This window comes from Bizionia hallyeonensis, from assembly GCF_042657385.1.
Taxonomy (GTDB): Bacteria; Bacteroidota; Bacteroidia; order Flavobacteriales; family Flavobacteriaceae; genus Algorimicrobium; species Algorimicrobium hallyeonense.
In genome coordinates this window covers 1-21,017 of sequence record NZ_JBHSLA010000007.1, presented here as the reverse complement: position 1 = coordinate 21,017, position 21,017 = coordinate 1, and the positions used below count along the sequence as shown (strand labels likewise).

19 protein-coding genes are annotated in these 21,017 nt (G+C 33.5%); 6 read left to right on the top strand and 13 right to left on the bottom strand.

Features of this window, described 5'->3' with window-relative positions; genetic code table 11:
* Positions 1-3: 3 nt before the first annotated feature.
* Positions 4-1,698, bottom strand: coding sequence for a lysine--tRNA ligase (lysS, locus tag ACFPH8_RS14190; protein WP_376861975.1), 1,695 nt, complete (start codon positions 1,696-1,698; stop codon positions 4-6).
* A gap of 143 nt (positions 1,699-1,841) precedes the next feature.
* On the opposite strand from lysS, the gene ACFPH8_RS14185 reads away from it, so the two are divergent.
* Entirely contained in the window at positions 1,842-2,000 is a 159-nt protein-coding gene (locus tag ACFPH8_RS14185) for a YqaE/Pmp3 family membrane protein (RefSeq protein ID WP_082986016.1), read from the top strand.
* Positions 2,001-2,206: 206 nt separating this feature from the next.
* Entirely contained in the window at positions 2,207-2,926 is a 720-nt protein-coding gene (lipB, locus tag ACFPH8_RS14180) for a lipoyl(octanoyl) transferase LipB (RefSeq protein WP_376861972.1), read from the top strand.
* A gap of 13 nt (positions 2,927-2,939) precedes the next feature.
* Here lipB and ACFPH8_RS14175 read toward each other — a convergent pair whose 3' ends face one another.
* On the bottom strand, positions 2,940-3,740 hold the full coding sequence (locus ACFPH8_RS14175) for a tryptophan-rich sensory protein (protein WP_376861970.1): 801 nt from the start codon (positions 3,738-3,740) through the stop codon (positions 2,940-2,942).
* 163 nt (positions 3,741-3,903) lie between these two features.
* On the opposite strand from ACFPH8_RS14175, the gene ACFPH8_RS14170 reads away from it, so the two are divergent.
* On the top strand, positions 3,904-4,854 hold the full coding sequence (locus tag ACFPH8_RS14170) for a lipid A deacylase LpxR family protein (protein WP_376862140.1): 951 nt from the start codon (positions 3,904-3,906) through the stop codon (positions 4,852-4,854).
* Positions 4,855-4,889: 35 nt separating this feature from the next.
* Here the strand turns inward: ACFPH8_RS14170 and ACFPH8_RS14165 are convergent, their stop codons facing one another.
* From ACFPH8_RS14165 to ACFPH8_RS14135, 7 genes are all read right to left on the bottom strand, one after another.
* Positions 4,890-5,939 carry a nucleoid-associated protein gene (locus ACFPH8_RS14165; RefSeq protein ID WP_376861968.1) on the bottom strand — a complete coding sequence of 350 codons (1,050 nt, stop codon included), beginning with the start codon at positions 5,937-5,939 and terminating at the stop codon, positions 4,890-4,892.
* A gap of 205 nt (positions 5,940-6,144) precedes the next feature.
* The gene (locus ACFPH8_RS14160) at positions 6,145-6,687 is read right to left on the bottom strand and encodes a hypothetical protein (protein ID WP_376861965.1); all 543 of its coding nucleotides are present in this window, start codon (positions 6,685-6,687) and stop codon (positions 6,145-6,147) included.
* A 154-nt stretch (positions 6,688-6,841) separates the two neighbouring features.
* Positions 6,842-7,423: a hypothetical protein gene (locus tag ACFPH8_RS14155; protein ID WP_376861962.1), complete on the bottom strand. Its 582-nt coding sequence runs from the start codon at positions 7,421-7,423 to the stop codon at positions 6,842-6,844.
* A 152-nt stretch (positions 7,424-7,575) separates the two neighbouring features.
* Complete coding sequence (locus ACFPH8_RS14150; RefSeq protein ID WP_376861960.1) at positions 7,576-8,169, bottom strand: hypothetical protein; 594 nt, start codon at positions 8,167-8,169, stop codon at positions 7,576-7,578.
* A 125-nt stretch (positions 8,170-8,294) separates the two neighbouring features.
* Positions 8,295-8,837, bottom strand: coding sequence for a hypothetical protein (locus ACFPH8_RS14145; RefSeq protein ID WP_376861957.1), 543 nt, complete (start codon positions 8,835-8,837; stop codon positions 8,295-8,297).
* A 248-nt stretch (positions 8,838-9,085) separates the two neighbouring features.
* Positions 9,086-9,607, bottom strand: coding sequence for an outer membrane beta-barrel protein (locus ACFPH8_RS14140; RefSeq protein ID WP_248398127.1), 522 nt, complete (start codon positions 9,605-9,607; stop codon positions 9,086-9,088).
* 107 nt (positions 9,608-9,714) lie between these two features.
* Positions 9,715-10,725 (bottom strand): Kelch repeat-containing protein, encoded by a 1,011-nt coding sequence (locus tag ACFPH8_RS14135; protein WP_376861954.1) that lies wholly within the window; start codon positions 10,723-10,725, stop codon positions 9,715-9,717.
* Between the two features lie 178 nt (positions 10,726-10,903).
* Here ACFPH8_RS14135 and ACFPH8_RS14130 point away from each other — a divergent pair, with 178 nt between their 5' ends.
* Positions 10,904-11,479 (top strand): RNA polymerase sigma factor, encoded by a 576-nt coding sequence (locus ACFPH8_RS14130; protein ID WP_376861951.1) that lies wholly within the window; start codon positions 10,904-10,906, stop codon positions 11,477-11,479.
* On the top strand, positions 11,472-12,194 hold the full coding sequence (locus ACFPH8_RS14125) for a tetratricopeptide repeat protein (protein ID WP_376861949.1): 723 nt from the start codon (positions 11,472-11,474) through the stop codon (positions 12,192-12,194). The genes ACFPH8_RS14130 and ACFPH8_RS14125 overlap by 8 nt, the downstream gene beginning before the upstream one ends.
* Here ACFPH8_RS14125 and ACFPH8_RS14120 read toward each other — a convergent pair.
* The 4 genes from ACFPH8_RS14120 to ACFPH8_RS14105 all read right to left on the bottom strand — a co-directional run bounded on the left by ACFPH8_RS14120 (position 12,187) and on the right by ACFPH8_RS14105 (position 18,872).
* Positions 12,187-14,940, bottom strand: a complete 2,754-nt coding sequence (locus ACFPH8_RS14120; protein ID WP_376861947.1) for a CHAT domain-containing protein — start codon at positions 14,938-14,940, stop codon at positions 12,187-12,189. The two genes, ACFPH8_RS14125 and ACFPH8_RS14120, sit on opposite strands and share 8 nt — an antisense overlap.
* Before the next feature lie 57 nt (positions 14,941-14,997).
* Entirely contained in the window at positions 14,998-15,654 is a 657-nt protein-coding gene (locus ACFPH8_RS14115; RefSeq protein ID WP_376861945.1) for a hypothetical protein, read from the bottom strand.
* Between the two features lie 117 nt (positions 15,655-15,771).
* Entirely contained in the window at positions 15,772-18,207 is a 2,436-nt protein-coding gene (locus ACFPH8_RS14110; protein WP_376861943.1) for a ribonuclease HII, read from the bottom strand.
* A gap of 65 nt (positions 18,208-18,272) precedes the next feature.
* Positions 18,273-18,872: a ribonuclease HII gene (locus ACFPH8_RS14105; RefSeq protein ID WP_248398139.1), complete on the bottom strand. Its 600-nt coding sequence runs from the start codon at positions 18,870-18,872 to the stop codon at positions 18,273-18,275.
* 69 nt (positions 18,873-18,941) lie between these two features.
* Here ACFPH8_RS14105 and ACFPH8_RS14100 point away from each other — a divergent pair, with 69 nt between their 5' ends.
* Complete coding sequence (locus ACFPH8_RS14100; RefSeq protein ID WP_376861941.1) at positions 18,942-20,912, top strand: putative porin; 1,971 nt, start codon at positions 18,942-18,944, stop codon at positions 20,910-20,912.
* The last annotated feature ends 105 nt before the right edge of the window (positions 20,913-21,017 follow it).

Genomic DNA, 21,017 nt, shown 5'->3' with positions numbered 1-21,017 from the left:
GAATTATTCAATTTCAACAAATAAACCATCATCCGTTTTTTTAACTTTAGCGACTTTATTTTTGGTTAAGTCTTTGATGGCTTTATCCCATTTTTTATTACTTAATCCAGATGCTTCTTTTAACGAGTTCAAAGCTATGCGTTCTGATTTTTTTAGAATTTCTAAAACGGCTTTGGCATCTTCGCTAATGGCCACTTGCTTTTTCTCCGGCCGCATTTGTGGGAAGAATAAAACTTCCTGAATGGACTGGTTGTTGGTTAGGAACATAATGAGACGGTCCATACCAATTCCCATACCTGATGTTGGTGGCATACCGTATTCTAAAGCACGTAAAAAGTCGTAATCAATAAATTCGGTAGCTTCATCATCACCTTTAGCGGCTAATTTTAATTGGTGTTCAAAACGTTCGCGCTGATCTATTGGGTCATTTAATTCTGAATAGGCATTGGCAATTTCTTTACCGCAAACCATGAGTTCAAAACGTTCGGTTAATTCTGGATTGTCTCTATGCTCTTTACATAACGGGCTCATTTCCTTTGGATAATCGGTAATAAAAGTTGGTTGGATGTAATTTCCTTCGCACTTTTCACCAAAAATTTCATCAATCAGTTTGCCTTTACCCATGGTTTTATCTACAGAAATCCCCATGCCTTTGGCGGCTTCAAAAATTTCAGCTTCGCTTTTTCCTGTAATATCAAATCCGGTAAAATGTGCTATGGATTCCGCCATAGTAACACGTGCATATGGTGCTTTAAAATCTATGCTGTGTTCGCCAAAAGTAGCTTTAGATGTTCCGTTTACAGCAATTGCACAATGCTCCAATAACTGCTCACAAAAATCCATCATCCAATTGTAATCTTTATAGGAAACATAAATTTCCATAGCCGTAAATTCCGGATTATGGGTTCTGTCCATACCTTCGTTACGGAAGTTTTTAGAAAACTCATAAACACCATCAAAACCACCAACTATTAGGCGTTTTAGGTATAATTCGTTGGCAATTCGCATATACAAAGGTATATCCAAACTGTTGTGGTGTGTTATAAATGGTCGGGCTGCTGCACCGCCAGGAATAGGTTGTAAAATGGGCGTTTCCACTTCAAAGTAGCCAGCGTCGTTAAAAAAATTACGCATAGCTGTATACAGTTTGGTGCGTTTAATGAAAATTTCTTTTACATGCGGATTCACCACCAAATCAGCATAGCGTTGTCTGTAACGTTGCTCTGGATCTGTAAAGGCATCATGAATTTTACCTTCAGCATCTTCACGGGGTTGTGGTAAGGGTTTTAGCGTTTTACTTAATAAGGTGAAGTCTTTAACCATAACGGTTTTTTCGCCTACTTGGGTTGTAAAAAGTTCACCTTCAATACCTATAAAATCGCCAATATCCAGAAGCTTTTTATATATGGTGTTGTATTTTGTTTTATCTTCTCCTGTGCAAATTTCATCGCGATTAAAATATACTTGAATACGACCCGCACTATCTTGAAGTTCTGCAAAACTAGCATTTCCTTGAATACGTCGCGACATTAATCGGCCAGCAAGTACTACCTTTTTACCTTCAGAAAAATTCTGTTTCACCTGTTTTGATGTTTCTTTTACAGGATATAAATCTGCGGGATATGGGTTAATACCTAACTCACGTAATTTGGCAAGCTTCTCTCTTCTTACGATTTCCACTTCTGATAACTGCGACATATTTTTAAAATGATTATTTTTTATGAAGCCACAAAGATAATTACTATTCATTAGGATTTCAATATATTGTTCTGAAAATCGCCTGTAACGTTTTGGCACTTTTTGAGTCCTATAGATACATCCATTATTAAATTACATTTGTTATGAGTTTTTGGCGCGTGCTACTTTCTATTTTATGTCCTCCTTTAGCGGTTTTAGATAAAGGTTGCGGGTCTATTTTAATTGTTTTTATCCTTTGGATTTGCGGTTGGGTTCCAGGCGTAATTGCTGCTTTGGTAATTTTGAACAACCCGAAGAATTAGTGTTCAGTGTTGTGAGTATTAGCGTTGTTTGCTGTTAAGTTGTTTGTTCTGGCAGAGACGCGATTTTCAAAGATGTAAAGTTGATAGCTTCAAACCAATAGGATATAGTGTTTTTGTAATTTTTCACTAATCACTAATCACTAATCACTAATCACTAATCACTAATCCCTTTTTGTATTTAAAACTTTATCGTAATTTTGCCATCTATGAATAAGACTATTAATCTTCAAGAATTAGGACGACGCGATTACAAAGACATTTGGGAATATCAAGAGGCTCTTTTTAAGAATGTGGTTGATACTAAAATTAAGAATAGGCGCGAGGATGCGAATCTAGAAACGCCTAATTATTTCTTACTTGTAGAACATCCGCATGTGTACACGCTTGGGAAAAGTGGCGATATGTCCAACCTATTAATTTCTGAAAAACAATTAGTAGAAAAAGGCGCTAAATTCTATAAAGTGAATCGTGGTGGCGATATTACCTATCATGGACCGGGACAAATAGTGGGTTATCCAATTTTAGATTTAGAAAATTTCTTTACCGATATTCATAAATACTTACGCCTTTTAGAGGAAATGATTATTCTTACTTTAGAGGAATACGGCTTGAAAGCGGAACGTAGTTCTGGTGAAACAGGGGTTTGGCTAGATGTTGGGACACCATTTGCTAGAAAAATATGTGCTATGGGCGTTCGCGCGAGTCGTTGGGTTACCATGCATGGATTTGCCTTGAATGTCAATGCCGATTTGGGATATTTTGATCATATGATTCCGTGTGGTATTAAAGGCAAAGCGGTTACCTCATTAAACCTTGAATTAGGAAAACAGGCCATAGATGAAACCGAAGTAAAAGCGAAATTATTAACGCATTTTTCAGCACTTTTTGAATCGTCATTTATTGCAGAATCCGTTTCTGTTAAATAGTCTGGAATTGAAATTACTTCTGATTCCGATATTCCTTTAATTTTATAAACGGGCTGGTTGCGCGATTCTTAAAACCATGAATTCCCGAACTGACAATTAAAACACCGGCAGCAATAATAGCCGTTATATAAATTGTTTCTTGATTCGGTTTATTGGCAAAAGCAATGGCAATCAAAGCCCAAGCACCAACTAAAGCAAATTCGCGCATATTGCGTTGCCAAGTGACCAGTAAATTAATAATGGTTGCAATACCAATCATACTAATAGTCCAGGTAACGGGTGCAACTCCAAAACCGTCCCATTCAGTTTTCACTAAATAGGATGAAACGTTTGCAATACTAGCAACCGTAACCCAACCGCTATAAAATACAAATGGCCACCAAACAAATGCGATAATTGAAATGGGCGCATCCCATAATTCCATGTTATTATTAATAACAATTTTAAGAAGTGCTATTAATAATAAGAATATAAAAACACAGGATAATCCGGTGTAACCATAAAGCCAAGCAAAAACCCATGCACTATTTGCTACACACGATATAACAAACCACCAACCTGTTTTTAAAATGAAATCGTCATTGCGGACTTTTACAAATAAACTTCTACCTTGGTAAACAATAAACCCAAGAAGGAGTAAGTATATAAATCCCCAAATGGAAAATGCATAACCAGCAGGTGTGAATAGCGAGTTTAGTTCTTTGGAAACCTCTCCAATGGTGGTATTATTGATTTTTCCAGTATTAGACAGATAATTAATAATTATAGTAGAAACTAAAGCGATACCATTACTAATTTGAAGCGTTTTTTTCATGAGCTTTTAATGGTTTAAAAGATGCATAAAATTAGTCAGTAATCAGCAATGATATTAATGCATTTACTGAAAATTTGCGTGCATTTAATGAAAGGTCGGTTTTTAAGTTTACAATTCAAAACCATGATGTTATATTTCTCGTAGGTATGGGTATGAGGTTAAAATTGGTGGCGTTCGGCGTTTTTTTTATGGTAACAGGTTCTATGTTTTCTCAAAAATAGAACACTTTAAATCGTTTCGCGATATAGACAGCGAGCGCTATTTCCGCTTTAATTATGATAACGATTACTTTGCCGCAACCGATGAAAACTATACACAAGGCTACAATTTGGAGTTGGTAATGCCAAGTTTGAAAAAGAATCCTATAAATAATCTGTTTTTTAAAACAAAGGAATCCAATTTAAAATATGGATTGGCCATTGAGCATATTGGTTTTACACCTAATGATTATGCCAGTCCGGAAATTCAATATGGCGACAGACCGTTTGCAGCTGCTATTATGTTGAAAACATTTATATTGGCAACAAATACGGAAGAAAAATTTCGTTTAACGCAATCTTATAGTTTTGGTATTATAGGACCAGGTGCGTTTGGAAAAGAAATGCAAGTAGGTATCCATAAAGCCACAGGAAATAAAATTCCTCAAGGGTGGAAACATCAAATTAAAAACGATGTAGTTATAAATTATAGTGTGGATTATGAGCAGCAATTAGCAATTATTAAAAATATGTTTTCGCTACAAGCGCAAACAGGAGTAGAAATTGGGACGTTATTTACAAATGCCTCTTTTGGGTTTAATGCGACTTTAGGAATAATTAACACCCCATTTTTAACTTCTGAAAAAAGAAACGGTTTCCAAGTTTGTGCTTATGCTGAAACCGTAGGAAATGTGATAGGTTATGACGCCACCTTACAAGGTGGTTTATTTAATAGAAAAAGTGTTTATACCATAAGTTCCAATGATATTGAACGTTTTACGGCAACCTTTAATTATGGTTTTGTGGTACAGACTAAAACCTTATATTTTGAATATGCTAGATCGGCCATTACCCGCGAATTTGAATCTGGATCATCAGCAAAATATGGTGGTATAAAAATTGGGTTTACGTTTTAATCAACTTTTATTATAATCACCAATCACTAATCATTTTACCCTTCAACATTAAAGAATACTTTGTAGTAATGCATTTTCTTGTTCTCATCATAACCGCGTTCCAGATATTCACTGGAAGCGTCAGGAGCATCAATATCTAATTTTATTTGAATGTTGGTGTCCAGTTTTATTTCGGTTTTAATCTTTTTCTTTTCCTTGTTAACAACGAGTTCGGCTACATCAAACTGGTTGCGAATCACGAGATTTTTTTCGCTTTCAAAAGTTTTCTTATAATCGTCAAACAAGGATTTGTGTTTGTCTTCTTCAAATAATTCATCCTTGAAGGTTTCTACATTTACAATTTCATGCTCCTTAAAGAAATCAATAGTCTTAGCCAAAAATGTATTTTGCTCTTGGTTTCCATAGGATATTTTTAAAATGTCTTCAGAAAAATCTTTACATAACTCAATATATTGTTGGGTATGGCTATTGGCATCATCGGCATATTTTATATTTAAAAAGTGATTGGTCCAATAGTGTGCGTCGTAATTATTATTGTCTGCACTAAAAATTATTCGACCTTCGGTATCACTTTGGTTTAAAATTAAACAGCCTTTATCTACTTTTTTACTGCTGATACCTTTTTGTACGAGGACATCATAACTATTGTTTTCCAAATAGGTTTGAAAGAAATTCACCTTGTTCTCAATTTTAAAAATCCCAATAGCATTGGTGGTCATTTCGTTAAACTCAATACCTTCAAAAAGCACAACTAGCACATCGCCAGTTTTAATTTGTGCAGAGTTAGATTGCTCAAATAAATGCTTTACAATATGTTGTGAGGTCTCAATAAAGTTATCGTCTTCCGTAAAAATCTGATTGCTGTAGGTGTTTATTTCATTAAGCGAAATATCGGCATGATGATTAAAACGGTAGGATTGTACCACTGATGCAAATGGACGTAATAAAAACGGCAACATCAACTCATAACTAGCTTCATCAAAAATGACTTCTTTTTCAGAAAAAGCATTTTTAGTATTGTTGTGTTTATTACCCACTTTATGAATAATACATTTGGAAATGGAAGCATTTTTACGAGATATCATAGTCTTAAAATTGAGACTACAATACTAATCATTTCATGGCAAAAAGGCATAAAAAAAACCGAAGCTTTTCGGCTTCGGATTTTAGGGTTTGTTAGTTAAATTAATAGCCCTACGAAATTGGTATATAACGTATTTATATAAGGTTTATTAATTCCTAATAAAGAAGTCCTATATAATAACGTAAGCAAAGAATCTAGTTATTCCATTACATAAACTCTTTTATAATAAGATTATTATTATAATTATTAAAACAACCAGAGTCAATGTAAGCATCTGTTGCGGTTCCGTTAACAGAATTCACCCAAACGCTTATGGTATGAGCCCCTTCTGCTAAATCAGGAAAAACACCATGAATAACAGCCGGTAAATTGTTACTGTCTGGTTTTAACATTACTGTAGCCTTTCCTAAAGTCGTAGCATTGTCATCGACTCGAAGTTGATATACAACAGCGGTCGTCCCTCCGTCAAATGTGACACTAAAATTAGTTTGGTAATCAATTTCTACAAAGCTAGAATTTTCTAATTTTGTGAAATCACCTAAATCTGTAATTTTTTGGTAATCAGAATTAACGTTGGGTACACTTTGACAACCTGTAGGAGTAAAAGATGTTATGTTAATAAAGGCATCTTGTCCTTGAGGACCTTGTTCGCCTTGAGGGCCTGGGGGACCATCTTTTCCATCTTCTGGTGAACAGCTAAAACTAAAGGCGACTAAAAAAGCCAAAAGTACATATTTAAACTTTGACATGTTTACTTGAATTGTTTTTGACATTGTTTTCATGATTTTAAAATTAATTGATTATTATCTATTTAGTGTCTAAAAAAGTAATAGGTTAACATATTTGCGGATAAAAAAAATCCGAAGCTTTTAACTTCGGATTTTAATACATGTTAGGAAAAATTTATAGTTCTAAATCAAAATGATTCACGACTTCTTCGTAAGTTATTTTTGAGTAATCTAAACTATTTTTGGCATCTGTACTCGGAATTAAAACATATCTAAAACGGGCTGTATTTGAAAATTCCCAAGTAGGAGCTGGTCCTTCCCGACGATAGCGAATGTTAATATTAGTCGTTTCAGTATAAAATGTAAACACATGATCTGTGGTTCCCCCACTTATAGTAATTGGTAAAAGTGCTGTATTTCCAACCGGCCAAACTTCAGGAACAAAGTTGGTGAATTTGGCATATACCAATATAACACCGCCATCAATTACGTCGTTTGTTAATTCAGGTACATTAACATTAAATTCTGCATATTTTGTGTATCCGTTGGTAATAAAGGTTTGACCATCTGGTCCAAACCAATCGGATGCAATTACATTAGCATTCCCATCTTGCCCATCTTGTCCATCTGTTCCGTTTGTGCCATTTGTTCCAGCAATTCCCGTTGGGCCAGGAGCACCATCATTTCCATCCTCTGGAGAACAGCTAAAGCTAAAGGCCACTAAAAATGCCATAAGCACATATTTATACTTTGACATGTTTGATTGAATTGTTTTTGAAATTGTTTTCATAATCTTAAAATTTATTGATTGTTATCTATTTAATGTCTAAATAAGCAATAGGTTAACGTATTTGAGGATAAAAAAAACCGAAGTTTTTAACTTCGGTTTTTAGGATTTGTTTGGAAGGTTTATTCCTCTAATCCAAAATGACTCATAACTTCTTCATAAGTCATTTTAGAAAAATCAGTATTTTTCATTTTACCCGTATTATTAGAAGGAACAATAATATACCTATATTCAGCCACACCTGGCCCACCAAAAGTATCTGGGTCTCCCGATCCACTTACATTTTTCATTTTAATAGTAAGGGTGTTTGGGTTAATTTCAAAACTTAATTGTTGCTCACCTCCAGTAATATTTCCTGAGTAAGGCAACATGGAAGCTGGTGTATTTGAAATCACAAATCTATTATAAACTAGAACCATGCCGTCATCAACAATGTCTTGAGTTATTGTAGAAACTGATAGGGGATAATATCTATATTCAATACCAAATTCACTCGTTAATGCTGACCAGTTTGATTCATCATATTCTACCCAACCAGAGCTGATAACATTAGCATTGCCATCCTGACCATTTGCACCAGCAGGTCCAGCAGGTCCAACTGCACCATCGTTTCCATCTTCTGGAGAACAGCTAAAACTAAAGGCCACTAAAAAAGCCATAAGAAAATAGTTATACTTTGACATGTTTGTTTGAATTGTTTTTGAAATTGTTTTCATAATTTTAAAATTTATTGATTTTTAATTGTTTCCTATTTCATGTCGTTTATATTGAAAGGTTAACATGAGAATAAAAAAAAAACCGAAGCATTTTACTTCGGTTTTTTTAGAATTGCTAAAAAGAATTATTGGTTTAATTTAAAATGATTCATAGCTTCTTGGTATGACATATTTGTTAAATCTGTAGCATTTTTATTCATTGCATTACCTGGTACCAGTACATAACGGAATGTTAGATTTGGTTCCGTTTCTAAATCTATTACGTTTGACTGATTCGCAAAAATAATTAAAGAATTTTCAACACCTTCATCAGGTAAATTTGCCAAAGCAAAATTAAAAACATCCTCAAATGGTAATGGATGGATAATATAATCATTTCCTAGTGTTTGTTTCAAATAAACCATAGCCATTCCACCGTTATCTACAAACTCTTGGTAGTTAGGAATGTCTATGGACATATAACCATAGTCATTGGCTCCATTTGTATAATCAAATTGAATTGAAAACCAATCAGAGGAGACTACATTTGCATTGCCGTCTTCTCCAGCTGGTCCAGGAGCACCATCGTTTCCGTCTTCTGGTGAACAAGAATAACTAAAGGCTACTAAAAAAGCGAGTAATACAAATTTTGTTTTAGACATCATTGTTTGAATTGTTTGTGTTTTCATGTTTTTAAATTTTATTGATTTTTTATTTATTGCCTTATTCATGTTTTAAATTTTAAAAGGTTAACATAATGGTGAGAAAAAAAATAATGTTTATGGAAATTTCCAACCCGAATGAAAGAAACGTTTTAATGTATTATCATGTTATGAGGTTTTAAAACAAAAAAAGCCAAAGGCTAACGACTGATGTCATATAAACTTTTGGCTTTTTTACTTGAAGACTAATTCAAATAAAATAAAATGTTCTGTTTTTAGAGTTGAAAGAGGATTCCAGCATTTATTATAATCTGTTCATAATCGCTTACCACATATTTAGGTTCTAAATACACACTCAATTTTTCTGAAAATTGCCATCTGCCACCTGCACCAATGTTTACACCGAATGCGCTATCGCTAACTTCATACGTGTTATAATAATAACTGTAATAAGAAGCGCCTGTTTTATAATTGGAGTAGTTGGCACCAAGAAGTGGATAAATTTTAAGTTTGTTTTCAATCAGGTGAAAAAAGTAATGGGCATTTAAGTCCACGGCTAATGTGTTTTGATTAAAACCATATAGGCTATTCCCAAAGAAATAAGTCGCACCTGGCGAAACTGCAATGTCGTCTGTAATATTAAATTCAGCTTTTACCGTAATACCTGGGCCTGAAATTTTTTCATTATAGCCCAAACCACCACCAATGGCAATTTGTGCTTGTATTTTTGCAGTTGTAAATAGTAGCATCATTCCGGCTAAAATAAACGTGTAATTTCTAAATGATTTTTGGTTCATGTGTTTCATGTTTTAAATTGTTAGATTTTAATATTGTTTGCTTATTAATGTCTTTTAAAATGAAAGGTTAACATTTGGACATGGCAAAACAGAATTTTTATTTCTATTTAAAACTCCATAATGCGCCAGATTTTTCCAGTCCTCCCAGCTGTTCCCGCTCTAGACCCTCCAAAAACCCATAAATCATTATTGAAAACCAAAGAGGCGTGGCTATTAATTTCCTCTAAAGGATTACTGTCTGTATATACAGACCAATTTTCCATATCGGTGGAGTAGTAAATGGTATTGGTATGTTCTGAACTTGCGGTATGACCCCCAATTACATATGCCATATTGTTGAAAACGGTAACGGTATGTCTCTTAATAGCAGGTAATGTTGTACTTGTTTGCGTAACTAATGACCAACTATCACCATTGGAACTTCTCCAAATCTCATTGGTTAATTCGGATGTCGTTTTATCGCCTCCAATGACGTACATAGCATTGTTTTTTACTATGGCTTTATAGCGTTTTAGTCCCGGAAATGCATTGGCGGTTTCTTCAACCCAGTCCATTACATTAGTACTAGACCAAACTTTGGTATTGCCTGTACTATAGTTTATGCCAACCACATACATTTTTCCATTTAATACTAAAGTGCTATGTCCTGATACTGGGCCAAAAGGTGCAAATTCCATGAGTCTAGACCATGTAATTCCATCATCTGTTACCCATATATCACTTAATACATTGTGATCATTATCGGTGCCACCAATTACATACATTTTCCCATTAAAAACACTCAAAGTATGTTCGTGTCTGCCCGTAGCTGTTAAGGTGCCGTTAGTATCCGTAGAAGCCCAATTGATTCCGTTACTGCTATTCCATAATTCATCAGTAGAATCGCCTTCAGCAACATAATCATTAGATCCACCAAAAGACCAAACCTTACCTTTAAAGACCGCCATGGCATTGTTCGCAAAATCGCCCATTTGATCTTGATTGGTTGTGAGGTCAAATTCTAAATTTATGGTAGATACTGGTGTAGGTCCATCAATAGGTTCGTCATCTGCGCTACAATTGAATATTAAAAGCGTCACCATAAAGGTTTGAAATAGATGTTTTGTTATACGTTTCATAATATGTGTTTTAAAATTGTAATATTTTATGAACTTTGAGATTAAAGGTTAACATGAAAATGCTTTCAGTTTGAAAAATAATTCAGATTTGTAAGATTTGTAAGAATTGTAAGAGACTTTTCTTAAAATAAGTTAAATTAGCAGAAGTGTGTTAACCTTTTTAATTCTAGGATATTAAATGGAAAGCGTTCAAGAGAACATAACGATTGAAGATTTAAAACAAGGCTCGGATTTGTTGTTCAAACAGATTTATGAAGACAACAGGGATAAGTTTCTGAATTTTGCTAGAAAGTATAATTTGCCGCAAGACGATACAATTGATGTCTATCAAGATGCATATATTATTTTCTATAATAATGTAATGGAAGGTAAGGTTGAAAAATTTACAAGTTCCATATCAACCTATTTATTTAGCATAGGGAAGTATTTAATTTTTGATAAAATGAAGAAAAATAATAAGACTATAAATCCAGATTTCGATTTGTCGCTTATTAGAGAACGCGATGCACTCGTTGATGCTTCGTTTGATTTAGATCCAGACGATTTGACCGCGGAACAAATATTATTGAAGAAATATTTTGGAACACTTGGAAAAAAATGTCAAGAATTATTAACCTTATTTTATTACAGAGGTTATTCCATTAAAGATATTATAGCAACCAGCGAATACACCAGTGAGAATGTTGTGAAGAGCGCCAAATCTCGCTGTATGAAAACCCTTAAAGAACGTATTAATAGCAATAGCAATGACTAATCAAGATTTATTATATCACTACTTTTCTAACAGCTTAACGGCTGAACAGGACGTGATTTTTCAGAAACTCCTAGAAACAGACCCTGAATTTAGGGCAGAATTTGAATATGAAAAAAACTTAAAAAAGGCCATTAAAAGTCATAAGTCGGACCTATTAAAAATAAAATTACAAGGTTTTGAACGCGATATTAAAGCTAAAAAAACGGCGCCATTTAATTACAAGTATTTAGCTGTGGCTGCTTCCCTTGTTTTATTGCTGGGCTGGTTTGGCTACAACTCCTTTTTTGGAACAAATTATTCCAATTTATACAACACAAATTTCAGTGAATATCCCAATACCGTTTACACCATTACGAGAGGCGATGATGAAAACACATTAGAACGTGAAGCTTTTGTAGCCTACGAAACCAAAAATTATGAAACGGCTATTGAGAAATTTAATGCGCTTTCCGAAACAACAGCACATAACTATATTCCATTTTATAAAGCACAAGCCCATTTAGGATTGGAAAATATTGACGATGCCAAAACACTATTCACGGAAATTGTGGAAGCTGATAACTCGGGATTTGTAGCCGAATCTACTTGGTATTTGGCACTTATAGCCATAAAGAATAAAAACAAAGCAGAAGCTAAAATTTACCTAGAAAACCTGATTGCAAATTACAATTATAATCAAGCTAAAGCAAAGGCTTTGTTAGAAGAACTCAACTAGATTTCCGGCGATTCACAATAAAAAAGAGCAGTATTAAGAAGCTTAAAGTTCCAAGCGCATACCACAACCAATTGTTGGCGGTTTCAATAGCTTGCATATTTCCAGAAATTAAAAAACCTGACCAATAGTAAGGGTGCGCCAATGCATTTTGGCTATTCTCATGTATAAATGCCGATTGTGCTTTTTGTAAGGCCACATTTTTTTCATGGCCTTTTGATAGATTTTTATAGAAAGCACCCATGATTTTTGAGGACGATCCATCATTAATTTTCCATAAGGTACTGGCAATACTTTTTGCCCCACTAAAATAAAAACCACGCGCTAAACTGATAAAACCTTCTCCGCGTTTTAAATCGCCAATACCACTTTCGCAGGCGCTTAAGGTTACTAAACTGGTATTGCTATTTAAATTATATAAATCACTTACATATAATAAATTGCTCTTGCCATCTGGTTGAAATGCCAAATAGGAATACTCGGGATTTTCATCATCTAAAATGGCATGGGTTGCAAAATGTAATAAGCCAAAATCAGCACTTTCGGTATTGAAATTTTGCAAGGTAGCATGACTATCTGTAAGTGTTTTTCCTTTGAAATAGTTTAAAATATCTGCAGCTTCATTTTTATTATTGGGTAGGGCTAATAGGTTATTAGCATCTTGACCATTAAAACTAGGAGCAAAGGCTAAGACCTTATTGTTTATAGATGCATTTTCGGAAAGCTGTTTTAACAAGGTTGCTGAATTTACATAACTAATTACACGGTTTTCAACCAGATATTCTGTTGAACCCGTTACAGATAAACTAGAAAATGGCAAGTAATTTAATAAGCCATCGGCAATTATAATGATATTTTTTTCTGAAACGTTCTCAATATTTGGTGCCAAAAATTGGGAATACAATTGAAATGATTTTTTATTAAGTGCTTCCAAATCTGATTTCGGGTTATTTAACATATTATAAACCGAAATAATAGCATCATCTAATACCGCATCTCGTTTTAGTTGCTGTATAGCTTTGCTGTTTTTAGTTATGGTAATACTATAAATAGCATCGTTTCCGTAGAAATAGGAAATTAACGCCGTGTTAGGTTTCAAGAATTTCTGTAATGCTGGTAAGCTGATAACTTCAGAATTGTACTTTAAATCGTAATAGGTTTTATAATTGGTTTCAATTTTGGTTATCAGTTCATGATAGGTGTTTTGTGTATCAAATAATTCAGCTTCCAAATCGGTGTTTTTGGACGTATTCAATTGCTTTTCCAAATAAGTGATTCGCGATTTTAAAATCTGTTCTTCTTCAATAATCCTTTCGGGAATGTTAGCAAATTTCGTGGCTTTGGTGCTTAAAAGAGCTTCCATTAAAAGAACGGATTTGCTTTTTTCCGAATAATAAAATGCGGTATCAATTAAATGGTCTTGCTGGGTGGCTTGGTATAGCTTGAAGTTGGCTTCCAAAGCGGATTCAAAAACAGGAAAGGCATCTTCTATTAAAAAGAGTTTATCTGAATTGTTTTTGAAGGTTGGTTTTAAAGCGTTAAGAATGGTTATGGCTTGTTGTGAAGATTCTAAACTTAAATTATACAATTCCAGACTATTTAAAGCTTGCGTTTTGTGTTTTAAAAGTTGAAGATACTTGGTCTGATTTATGGTTGCCTTATTTTTTTTTAAGTTTTGGTCTGCTAATTGATAGTGAGTCAAAGCTTTTTTAGGCTGATCAAACTGCATGTGCATCAAGCCCATTTCTTGGTAGGCTTGTGCTAATTTGTTATTTTCAATGGATTGTGGGTTTGCTTTTAAAATATCTATTACGGTTTGCAAAGCCACTTCGGCTTCTGCATAATTCCCTTCTGCTTCACTAATATGGGCACTAGAAGTATAATACCGATCCAAAAGCGGATGGTCTTCGGATATATAAGGCTTCATTTTTTCTAAATAAAACGCAGCACTATCCGTTTGTTTAAGTTTTAAATGGTTATCAATAATGCGTTGATAAGATGTAATAATCCGATTGCTGTTTTTTGTTACGTCAATATAATAATGCAAAACCTTTAGAATACTTGCATTGGCTTTTTCAAATAGCCCTTCTTTCTGATAAATATCAGCCAACAGTATTTGAATGTTGTTGGAAAAGCTCATGTCAAATCCCGATTTTTGATTTATAGTCCGTAAGGTTTTTTCATAAAAATCCTTGGCTAATTGATATTTGCCTTCATTGACGTACAGTTTGCCAACAAAAGTGGTAGCAGACAAATAAAGCTTTAAAATTTCAGGGTCTTGGAAGTAATTTTGATTTTCTTCACAAGTCCTTATAACCTCATTAAAATAATTTAAAGCAGACTTATAGTTATTCAAATCATATTCATATAGTCCTTTGGTATATGTTATAGAAGAGCTGTAATAGTTTTTCAAATAGATGGTATCCAATTCTTTTTTGTTATTGAATTGAATTGAATCTAGCTGTTGGATGTTTTTTTTGATGATGTATAAATCATTATGGAAATTGGCGGCCCATGATTCTCGTATCAAAGCTTCTAATTGATACTCGATAATATGATACTTATTTGCGGTTTGCTTTACACGATTGAAATAAAAGTATGCGGAATCTTTATGGCTGTAATAGTATTGATATGCTTTACCAAAATCTTCATTTAAACTGTTGCCTATCTCATCAATCAAAAAGTCTTCTTGAGCATTACCATAAAAGGTGGTTAAAACTAAAAAAATAAGGGGGTAATAATATCGCATAAAAAAAGCTTTAAGTAAAGTTACAAAAAGCTTTTTTATAATGTTATGTAATTGACGTTAATAGAAGTTAGCATTTAAGCTATAGGATGTAGTATCACCGTTAATATCCTCTCTTTCTATAATAAGAATTACTTGACCTGTAAAATTGTTCAATGACGCAGGTTGAATAGATACCACACCATTATAGTTTTCAGCAGGATTAAAACTGTTAAACACAACGGTTTCAACCTCCTCTTCCGTACTAAAATCTAATATTCTGATATTTAAGTTTACTATGTCCGGCGTTATGGTGATGAAGCTGAAACTCCCAGCTAAAGGAACACAGCCAATACAGGGTGACGGTGGGTTTGGAGGGTTTGGTGGTCTTCTTGGAACGCGAGGTGGTAAAACATATTCGGCTTCTATTCCCATTTGGATAGCCAAATTAGTGTTTAATGTGCCTAACTGTTGTTCCGCTTCTTCCAGTTGTAGTTCAATTTCTGGCGTACCTTGATTATTGTCAATGTAAAATTGAAATTCCGCTATAGCGTTCTCTGTATTTGTTATCTCGCGTTCTAAATATAAAGTATATAAATCGCCTTCGTATAAATTGTTTTCGGTAGTCAGAACAATCTGATTATCGTTACCGTTATTTAGGTTATCATCATCATCACAACTAAATACCGTAACCAATACGAGTATGAAGGATGCTAACACAAAAAAATTTTTTCTCATAATTTAAAAATTGTAGTCATTTAGCTATATTAATAAAGCCCATGTTATAAAGTTAACATATTTAATGATATAATATTGTGGAAATCAATTTTTTTTGTTTCAAATAGCTGATTATAATTAGTTTATCTGATAAATTAAAATGGTGTTACTGTCGCCTTTGGTTACAAACTCTAGGTTTCTACCTTTATCCATATTTGCCATATCTATTTGAGATGTACCATAAACAGGAAAGTTAGAAAGCAATTTAGCATTACTATCAAATAGAAATACTTTTTGCGTTTGCTTATCGGTTACCGACACGTAAATTTTATCGTTGAGGTAAAAAATGTTTGGTTTGCTATAATTGCCGTAATCCAATTCGTAAGTATTGCTTTTTATAGTCAGTCGGTTTTCTGATAAGGTGACAAGTGTTTTACTGGTGGTTTCTAAATAGTGCTGATCGGTTAAGCCTAAATCTTGAGCTGCCGTATTTCCTTTGGTATCAATAGTAACCAACTTACCATTTGTTGTAGTAGTTGCAAAATTACCTTTATATAAATATACGGCCTCATCAGAAAATGTATAAGTCGCTTTTGGTGTAACGCGTGTTTTTCCAACACGATCCAAAATGTATAGCTTGTTTGCTGTTTTAAACAATAAATAGTCTTTTCTACCAATTCTAATATGCTGTGGTTGGTGGATAAGATTGTCTGCGGCTTTTTCAAAATTGAAACCTTTAACTGTTTTGCCTTTGTCATCCAACATTAAAACGTTTTTGCCTTGTGTAACCATGAGGCGGTATTTTCTATTGCCATCATAATCAAACACAGAAAGCGGTTGTGTAATAGCATCGTTGAATTTTAAAGGAAATGGTTTTACATCCTTTCCATTTCTATCTAAAACATAAACCCGATTTGCAGTGGCAAAAGCTAATTGCAATCGGCCGTTTTTATACATGTCTATTTGTTCAATTTTGCCTAAAATGGCGCCTTGAAGCTGTTTTTTCCAAAGAATTTTTCCACTACTGGAAATCAGATACAAGTTGTTTTTAATATCCTGGACGGCAATTTCCTTTTCATTAGTAACATGGTTGGTAACCAATTGCGGACTATTTAATATATCAGCATCAATTTTTACAGCTGCCATTTCCGTAACGGCATTTTCTACTGCCCGCGTTTTTCCTTTTTGAATAACAGCATTTACATGGGCAAAATTAGTATCATATATAAATTGTAAACCTGTTGCATTAAATGCGTTTAACTTTAAATTTAAACTATCGTTAAGGTTTCTGTTAATAATAGTTTCTAGTTTATCAGGATTTACGACGCTTAATATAGAAGCTTCATCGCTAAACTGGTCCTTAAGACTTTTATACGCACTTTGAGAACTATAGGTCGTTTGATTTTTATAACTCGCTATAATGGTATGAAGAAACTCAATATCGTTAGAAAACACAATAAAATTATCTACGATACAGTATTTGTTGGCATCCTTAAAATTGATGAAAGGCGAAAATGTTTTAAAGAAAAATTCAGGCTCACTAAAATTGAAAATTTCAATATCACGATAGGTTTCAATCATATCTTGATCGTTCAACAGGGCATCTTTAGTAATATAAACATCTAAAGAGTTTAATACAATGGCGCGATTGTTACCTTCATAAATTACACCGGTTTCAATTACATTATCCAGTAGCGTGGAGGTGTGGCTAGCGGTAGAGTCTGCCGTTCTATACGCGTTTAGGTTTGTATTAAAAATGGCATAATCATTAAATGTCATACTCAAAAAGCCATCACTACTGGAAGGCGTAATAGTTGCTAATTTGTTTTCTTGAGCTTTGGTGTTTTTGAAAACATCAATGAGTTTTTTAGAAGAATCGGCAGATTTTACAACACCATTTAATTTCATGGCATTCTGATCTATATCCACATCTACAAACAAATAATCCGTTAAAGTTAACGTGCTCATATTTTTATTTATAAAAAAACTATTAATATGGCGATCTTTCTTCTTATTAATAAAAAGGGAAAGTTGATTTTCGCTGTGAGATGAATTGATAAGCGCTTTTATAGTTGGATGAATTTTATCATCTTCCAAGGATGCTATCAATAACGCTTTAGTTGAAGCTCCTATAAAAACACTATCTTTTGTGATGCTGAATAGCGCCTGATTACCTACTTGACTTTTGGTGATGGTATGTTTAGCATACTTTAAAGTTTCAATGCTATGGTTTGGTAAAGAGTCTATCAAGAAAAGATCCGGTTTTATTTTCGTGATGATGGAAAAATCTAAACTATCATTCGTATTAAATAATGAGACGTATAAATCGTCTTCTGTTTTTAAATAGTGTAGAAGCGATAATTTTTCTGAAAGGTTTTTGTAGTTTTTCGTGGTTTCTAAAGTTTGCAAAAAAGCATTGTTGCTCATATTGCTTTTTAAACTTCCTACATTTTTAACCTTAACAATAACAGCTGCGTCATTATTGAGGTAATCCATTAATTGTGACTTCTTTTTAGAGGAGTTACATCCTAAAAAAAGTAGGCTCAAAGTACATAAAAACCAAATGTTTTTCATTGATGAGGGAATTTATACAAACCTACATAAATAATTTAAAGGTTTAAAATGAATATAGTGGGAAGTTATAATTTCATTTTCAGCTGTTCAGGTAACAATCTAAAGGATTTTCGGTGGTATTTGCTTGGGCCATATTTTTTAATAGCCTCCCGATGTTCTTTAGTTGGATAGCCTTTGTTTTGTTTCCAATTATACATGGGGAATTCTTCGTGAATGCTTTCCATATATACATCTCTATATGTTTTAGCTAAAATAGAAGCGGCCGCAATACTCAAAAATTTTGAGTCTCCCTTTACAATGGTTTCGTGAGGAATGTCTTGAAATGGTTTAAACCTATTACCATCCACAATTATAAACTTCGGACGTATATTAAGACTTTCAATGGATTGGTGCATGGCTAAAATAGATGCATTCAATATATTAATGCTGTCAATTTCCGTTGGATAAATATGTGCAAAACTAAAAGCTAATGCATCGTGTTCTATAATAGGTTTCAAAATATTTCGTTTCTTTTCAGAAAGCAACTTGGAATCATTTAAAATGAGGTTTTCAAAATGTTCAGGAAGAATAACAGCAGCGGCAGTAACAGGACCGGCTAAACAGCCTCTTCCAGCTTCGTCTGTGCCACATTCGTACTTAAAATTTGAATATTGTAATTTTAGCATGTAAATAATTCTTAATATAATGACGTTATTATAAATTGTATATACATTTGCAAGGTCGAAAAAATAATTATGAGGAAAATAATTTTAGTCATTTTTTTAGTGTTTTGTGGGAATTTAGCGGTTGGTCAAATCGAGCAAATCAATAAAGATGGAAGTGTTCAGAGAAACACACCATATAACGATACACTTTACGGGGGGTCTACAAAAAGCACCAGTATTAAAGATATTAAAAATCTTGAAGCTAAAATTGAACAGTACCTTATTATATCCGAAAGTAATGATACGACGTATGTTGATACCACATTAACAATCCAAAAAGAATATAAGTTTAATTATTTAAGAAGAGATAATTTTGAATTACTGCCGTTCTCAAACGTTGGTCAAACATACAATGCTTTAAGTTACGTTTATAAAAAGGATGCTTTAATGCCCTTATTTGGTGCAAGAGCACGCCACTTTAATTATATGGAAATTGAAGACATTAATTATTATGAGGTGCCAACACCATTTACGGAGCTTTATTATAAAACAGCCTTTAAGCAAGGTCAGCAGCTAGATGCGTTTTTTACCGTAAATACATCCAAACAGTTAAATTTTTCCGTAGCCTATAAAGGGTTGAGGTCTTTAGGGAAATACCAACATATATTAACTAGTACGGGGAACTTTAGATTTACCACAAGTTATAAAACTAAAAACAATCGGTATTTTGCAAACGCGCACATTGTCATGCAAGATTTAATGAATCAGGAAAATGGAGGTGTACGCGATGATAATATCCCGTTTTTTGAATCCGGTAATCCGGAATTTTTAGATCGTGGCGTTCTGGCCGTAAATTTTGAAGATGCTGAAAATATATTAAAAGGCAAGCGCTTTCACTTAGACCATAACTACTATTTAATTAAACCCAAAGACTCAATTTCCAGAAATGAACTGCGTGTTACTAATATTATTTCTTTTGAAGATAAGTATTATGAATATAACCAAGATCGAGAGACGGCGTATTTTGGAGAGTCCTTTCAAGCAAGTGGCTTAAGAGACCGGGTTACTTTAGAAAATTTTAATACAGAGTTCGGGGTAAATTATAAGAACAATATAATAGGTGATGTTAAATTTAGCTTGGGTTATACCAATTATAATTATGGGTATGATAAAGTTGCTTTTATTAATAATCAATATATAACGAACAGATTAAAAGGTGATATTGTTTCTGTAGGCGGACAGTATGATAAAATTATAAGTGGATTTAAACTTCATGCAGAAGCAGGTTTTAATGTTGTTGGAGATTTTGATGGAAATTATTTTTTAGCCAATGCCTCCTATAAATTAAATGATAAATTTTCATTCGGCGCGCAGGTAAATCACAATTCCCGAGCACCTAATTATAATTATCAGCTATATCAAAGTGTTTACGAAAATTATAATTGGCAAAGTAATTTTAATAATACCGAAACGCAACAACTTGGTTTTAATGTGAATTCAAAGTTGTTAGGAACAATTTCAGCGGACTTTAATACCATAAACGACTATACCTATTTTATGAAAGATGGTATAGATGATTTGGTTAAACCATTTCAAACAGATCAATCTATTAGTTACGTTAAAGTAAAATGGGAAAAAGGATTTAACTTCTTTCGCAAGTTTACCTTATATAATACCATCATGTATCAGAATGTCCAGGATGATGGTATGGTATTCAATGTGCCTGAACTAACCACGCGAAACACCTTAATGTATTCCAGTAGGTTTTTTAAGAACGCCTTGTTTCTACAAACAGGAATAACCTTTAGTTACTTCTCCAGTTATAAGATGGATGGTTACGATCCATTGTTAGCGGAGTTTTATGTTCAGAACAATCAAGACTATGGTAGTTTTCCACGATTTGATTTTTTTGTGAATGCAAAAATTAGTCAAATACGAATCTATTTAAAAGCAGAACACTTTAATTCTGCATGGACGGGTTATGATTTTTATTCGGCACCAAATTATCCATATCGGGATTTTGCAGTTCGTTTTGGCGTTGTCTGGAACTTCTTCCTATAAATACGTAATAATTACAATATAATATTACCCGATATATACGTTGATTTGGATTTGTAACTGGACAAAAAAGAACACCTGATTTAAACAAATCCTGCGCCAACGGCA